This window comes from Mycetocola sp. (genome assembly GCF_025464835.1).
In the GTDB taxonomy this organism is placed as follows: Bacteria; Actinomycetota; Actinomycetes; order Actinomycetales; family Microbacteriaceae; genus Mycetocola_A.
Map to the genome: position 1 here is coordinate 1 of NZ_JAODMP010000034.1, position 4,431 is coordinate 4,431.

The window sequence follows — 4,431 nt, forward strand, 5'->3', positions numbered from 1 at the left end:
AAGGATGTCGTCGCCATCGAGCGCACCCGCGAGTTCCGTGGGCTCTATCACGTGCTCGGCGGCGCGATCAGCCCGATCGATGGCATCGGCCCTGACGACCTCCGCATCCGCCAATTGATGCAGCGGCTCGCCGATGGCACGGTGCAGGAGGTCATCATCGCCACTGACCCCAACCTGGAGGGCGAGGCGACGGCGACCTACCTCAGCCGGCTGCTCACGGTGCTCGAGATCAAGGTCACCCGGCTGGCGTCGGGGCTCCCGGTCGGCGGTGACCTCGAGTACGCCGACGAGGTCACGCTCGGTCGTGCCTTCGAGGGTCGCACGGTCGTCAAGCGCTGACCGCCACCGCTTCGCGGCTGGATGCCACGCCCGTCGTGCGGTGTGCGGATTCACCCGCGTCGGCCGGGTTCACCCGGTGCGGCAATCCACGCGTTCCGGTCGTGTTCACCCGGTGCGTCAATTCACGCGTTCCGGTCGTGTTCACCCGGTGCGCGGGGTGTTTCGGTCCGCATCGGGTGAACAGGCGCCGCACCGCGATCCGCACCCACCGGCATCCCACCGGGCGCCGCGCCGCGGCCCGGACCAGCGGCATCCCCATAGGAAGCGGCATCCCCACCGGACGCCGCCCCGCACGCCCCGAGCGTCGGCATCCGGCACAAGCGCCGTCACATAGCAGCTCGGGCATGCGGCCCCGTTTAGAATGGAGAGTCGGGTCGCACCCGATCGACCCCCACCCAGGAGTATCCGTGAGCCTTATCGTGCAGAAGTTCGGCGGTTCATCCGTCGCGGACGCCGAAAGTATCAAGCGCGTCGCCAAGCGCGTCGTCGAATCGCACAAGGCCGGCAACGAGGTCGTCGTTGTGGTGTCAGCCATGGGCGACACCACCGACGAGCTGCTCGACCTCGCGGCGGCCGTTTCGCCGCTTCCGCCGGAGCCGCGCGAGATGGACCTGCTGCTCTCCAGCGGTGAGCGCATCTCGATGTCGCTTCTCGCCATGGCGATCAAGAATCTCGGCGTCGACTCCCGCTCGTACACCGGCCTTCAGGCGGGGATGCGCACCGACAAGCACTACGGATCGGCCCGCATCATCGAGGTCAACCCGGTGCGGGTGCGCCAAGCCCTTGACGTCGGCGCGATCGTCATCGTTGCCGGCTTCCAGGGCTTCAACGACGAAACCGAGGACATCACCACCCTCGGCCGCGGCGGCTCCGACACCACAGCGGTCGCGCTCGCTGCTGCCCTCGACGCCGACGTCTGCGAGATCTATACGGATGTCGACGGCATCTACACGTCAGACCCCCGGATCGTCCCGCTCGCCCGGAAGATCGACACGATCACGAGCGAAGAGATGCTCGAGCTCGCGGCGAACGGCGCCAAGGTCCTCTATATTCGCGCAGTGGAATACGCGCGCAGGCATGGCGTGACACTCCACGTGCGGTCATCGTTCAACAACAACGAGGGAACCCTCGTCTACAACCCGAAAGAGGGCGAACAGATGGAACACCCCATCGTCACCGGCGTCGCAACCGACCTCACCGAGGCCAAAATCACGGTCGTCGGCGTTCCGGATGTTCCGGGCAAGGCCGCCCAGATCTTCAAGATCATCGCCTCCACCGACGCCAACGTCGACATCATCGTTCAGAACGTGTCAGCGGCGGCGACCGGCCGCACCGACATTTCCTTCACCCTGCCGCAGGACGAAGCCCACAAGGTCCTCACAGCGCTGCTCGATCAGCGGGAAGAGGTCGGCTTCGAGTCGCTGCAGCATGACGACCAGATCGGCAAGCTCGTTCTGGTCGGCGCCGGAATGAAGGCGAACACCGGTGTCTCGGCCCGGCTGTTCGAAGCGTTGCACCTGGCCGGCATCAACATTGAGATGATCTCGACCAGTGAGATCCGCATCTCGGTGATCACCCGCGCCGACAATGTGAAAGAAGCAGCACGCGTCGTTCACGCCGCGTTCGGCCTCGACAGCGACGAAGAAGCCAAGGTCCACGGCGGCTCCGGCCGCTGACGGCAACTGCGGAGATTCTTCGCAGCACACCCCCGAATGGCTCACCATGCGCCGATTCGAAAAAATTGTCCGGAGTTAGGCGCGGCCCCCGCGCAGCACAGGAGAGAAACACATGAGCAACGGAGTCAACATCGGCATTGTCGGCGCCACCGGACAGGTCGGCGCTGTCATGCGCACCCTGCTGGAGCAGCGCGAATTCCCGATTGCGAGCATCCGTTTCTTCGCGTCCGCGCGATCGGCCGGCAGCACCCTGACCTTCCGCGGCGAAGACATCGTCGTCGAGGACGCCTCCACCGCTGACCCCACCGGCCTTGACATCGCCCTGTTCTCGGCCGGCGCCACCAGCAGCCGGGCTCAGGCTGAGCGGTTCGCCGCTGCCGGCGCCACCGTTATCGACAACTCGAGTGCATGGCGGATGGACCCCGATGTGCCGCTCGTCGTGTCCGAGGTCAACCCACACGCCATCGACCAGGCGAAAAAGGGCATCATCGCGAACCCGAACTGCACCACCATGGCAGCGATGCCGGTGCTCAAGGTCCTGCACGAAGAGGCTGGTCTCAAGCGCCTCATCGTGAGCACCTACCAGGCGGTCTCCGGCTCCGGGCTCGCCGGTGCCCGTGAACTGGCCACCCAGGTGCGCGTCGCCGTCGAGGACGGCAACCTGCTCCAGCTGGTCCACGACGGCTCCGCCGTGCCGATGCCGGAGCCGGTCATCTACCGGCGACCGATCGCTTTCGACGTCGTACCGCTCGCGGGCTCGATCGTCGACGACGGCGAGAACGAGACCGACGAAGAGAAGAAACTCCGTAACGAGAGCCGCAAGATCCTCGAGCTGCCCGGACTGCTCGTGTCAGGCACCTGTGTGCGGGTTCCGGTGTTCACCGGGCACTCGCTCTCCGTCAACGCCGAGTTCTCCCGCGACATCACCCCCGAGCGGGCTACAGAGCTACTGGCGGATGCCCCGGGCGTCGCGCTCGCCGACATCCCAACGCCGTTGGAAGCAGCAGGCCGGGACGCCGCATTCGTCGGACGGATCCGCGCCGACCAGAGCGCGCCTGAAGGCAAGGGTCTGGCTCTTTTCATCTCGAACGACAACCTGCGTAAGGGCGCTGCGCTCAACGCTGTTCAGATCGCCGAACTCGTCGCAGCGCGACTCGCCGCTGCGGCCTCCTAGCTGTACTGCCCAGCCAAGTTCGTTAACCGGCTGGTGGGCGGCCTCCGATAGCGGTGTGGGGTCTGTGCTGATCGTAACCATGCAGCCAGGCAGGGAGCGGGCGGGCTGATTCAGTTGTGTAGTGCTTGCTGAAGGCCCAACCGTCGGCGAGGGTGCGGTGGAATCGTTCGATCTTGCCATTCGTCTGCGGCCGGTAAGGGCGGCTTCTTCGCTTTGCTGCTGAGCTCGGTGCAGGTGTCCCGCCAGGGGGTGGGATTTGTTTGCCGAGCCGTTGTCGGAGAGCACCCGCTCGACGACGCCGCGAGCAGCGAACCAGGACACCGCCTGGCGGAGAACACCAACAGTGGTGACCGTGGTCTCATCATTATGGATTTCGGCATAGGCGACCCGGGAGTGGTCGTCGATCACGGTGTGAACAAACGCCGTGGCGATCAACGCCCCGCAGTGAGTGTTCCGCGGTTTTCCGGGCGTCGCCGATCGGTTGCGTCCCCTTGTTGCCGGCCGACGCAACGCCAGCCGCCGCCGTCTGGAATATTGCCGAGTTTCTTCACGTCGACGTCGATCACCGGCCCCGAGATGTCGTGCTCGTAAGGCGCACCACCTCACCGGTTCGCCGGTCGACAGAGGAGAGTCGGTTCAGCCGGCAACGGACCAGGGCGGCGTAAACGGTCCCCCGACCGTCTCTCCGATCTGGATCGGACCCAGCCTCTTCCAGCAGCGCAGGCGAACGATCTTCCGGACCAGCTCCGACGACGTCCGGTTCGGGAACCGGTGCGGCCGCGACGAATTCCCGGCTTCACCCATCGCCGCATACCGATCGGCCCACCGATTCGCGGTCGGCCAGGCGCGGTTGAACGCTTTCGCGGCCTGTGAGACTGGCGAACCTTGATCGACGATCAGCCGTGCCACTGCAAGTCGTTGGCGCGGAGTCAGAGCGGCATTAGCGGGGGACATCGAGGACCTCGTGGCTGTCGAGGGTGACTGTCGAAGCAACTCCCGCTCTGCTAGCGGAGGTCCTCACCTCATTTGCAGCAACTACAGCGAGTCGTCACACCGATTCAATCAACGTCCGTGGGCGGAACACCTAACGTGCGCGCCGCGCGCTAACACACGTGCTCAGCGGCGCCGACCGCCGTCCAGCGTTGCTAGTGTTCACACATGAGCAGTCCCTCGGCATCGCCGATGAAATCGCACGGGCGGGAACGCCTCGAGCGTTCGGTGTTCCTGTGGCAGCTGCTTCTC

Annotated in this window: 3 protein-coding genes and 1 pseudogene; 3 read left to right on the forward strand and 1 reads right to left on the reverse strand. The window is 65.6% G+C overall.

Going from position 1 to position 4,431, the window contains the following annotated elements; genetic code table 11:
• The 3 genes from JWP90_RS04640 to JWP90_RS04650 form a co-directional block, all read left to right on the forward strand.
• Positions 1–339: toprim domain-containing protein (locus tag JWP90_RS04640; RefSeq protein WP_297360345.1), on the forward strand; the 339-nt coding region annotated here is incomplete at its 5' end.
• 407 nt (positions 340–746) lie between these two features.
• Positions 747–2,015: an aspartate kinase gene (locus JWP90_RS04645; RefSeq protein ID WP_297360347.1), complete on the forward strand. Its 1,269-nt coding sequence runs from the start codon at positions 747–749 to the stop codon at positions 2,013–2,015.
• Between the two features lie 112 nt (positions 2,016–2,127).
• A complete protein-coding gene (locus JWP90_RS04650) occupies positions 2,128–3,189 on the forward strand; it encodes an aspartate-semialdehyde dehydrogenase (protein ID WP_297360350.1) in 1,062 nt (353 codons plus the stop codon).
• On the opposite strand, the pseudogene JWP90_RS04655 reads toward JWP90_RS04650, so the two are convergent.
• Positions 3,186–4,143, reverse strand: a pseudogene (locus JWP90_RS04655) (IS481 family transposase). The gene JWP90_RS04650 and the pseudogene JWP90_RS04655 overlap by 4 nt on opposite strands.
• Between the last annotated feature and the right edge of the window lie 288 nt (positions 4,144–4,431).

Coding starts and splice junctions, on each gene's coding strand:
- JWP90_RS04650 (WP_297360350.1), top strand. CDS start 2,128: ATGAGCAACGGAGTCAACATCGGCATTGTCGGCGCCACCGGACAGGTC.